General features: G+C 45.5%; 1 protein-coding gene and 1 pseudogene. Both read right to left on the bottom strand.

The annotated features are described in order from the left end of the window. Positions 1–894: ABC transporter substrate-binding protein (locus tag R7F07_RS25235; protein WP_318110674.1), on the bottom strand; the 894-nt coding region annotated here is incomplete at its 3' end. Between the two features lie 38 nt (positions 895–932). Then, positions 933–1,128: pseudogene (locus tag R7F07_RS25230) on the bottom strand (ABC transporter permease); the annotation flags it as partial.

Genomic DNA, 1,128 nt, shown 5'->3' with positions numbered 1-1,128 from the left:
AGTATTGGATTTGTCATGCCATAGACTTGGCAAAACCAATCCAAATGCGTCCAACTTACCTTTTTCGAAGTGCTTCATTGCAATATCACTATCGCGGATAACCATGATACGAATTTTGTCGACGTTATAGCGATTCTCGTAGTACTTATTGGTATAACCCCACCAGTCCTCACCTACGTGCTTAAAGGTAACGCTTTTACCTTTTTTGACGTCGGCTAAGTAATAAGCGCTGGTGGTTGGTTCACTTTTAAAGTTGTAGTAGCGCACAAAATCATCATGAATGCCGTCACCGTTCTCGTCTTTCTTCGGATTCGCATAGAAATGAGCAGGACGAGGACGTAGCGCCCCCATTCTCAACAACAACTCTTCTGGATTGAGCTCTTTCGCGGCCTTCACGGCGAAGGTGTGATCGTCAAATTTGATAACATCAGCAACCGTTTTGTTGTAATAGTCGTTGTACCAAGGCTCTAAAATGTCTTTCGAGCGGTAAAACTTAAGCATAAAAACAAAATCGTCTGCCGTGACTGGCTTGCCATCCGACCATTTAGCTTGTGGGTTCAGTTTGAAATAAACCGTTTTATTGTCACCCGCTAATGCCCACTCATTGGCTAGCTCAGGGATGAATTCAAGCGTATCTGGGTGGCGAACCACCAACCCTGGCGTTTCATCCAAGATGAAAGAACGTAAACCAGAGTTTGCATCAGGACCAACACTGCGTAGAGTCTGAGGAAAGCTCGACATGAAAGTGCGGTAAGTCCCGCCACGCTTTGCTTCAGGAGAGCCATATTGAGGCTCATCCCAGTTCGTTTGCCAGTTTAAGTCAGTCGGTAGCGTCGCTGACATCGCACCAAAACTTAGGGCGCTTAGCGTGGACGCTAAAATTATTCTTTTCATAAAACTTCCCTTTTTTATGTTTTGCTCACAATGCATGCTTAAACATAGCGTGTGAATTTTTTCGGATCGAATGCCGCTCGAATCGCTTCACCGATAAAGGTGACCATCACCAGTACCAGTACAATGGAAGTCACAACAGACGCCACAATCCATGGCGAGTCCAAGTTGGACTTACCTTGCTGCAGTAACTCACCCCAGCTTGGTGTTGGTGGCATCAAGCCTAAACCAAGATAA

Origin of the sequence: Vibrio sp. YT-16 (genome assembly GCF_033337405.1) — a bacterium.
Classification (GTDB): Bacteria; Pseudomonadota; Gammaproteobacteria; order Enterobacterales; family Vibrionaceae; genus Vibrio; species Vibrio alginolyticus.
This window is presented reverse-complemented; position numbering and strand designations above follow the sequence as displayed.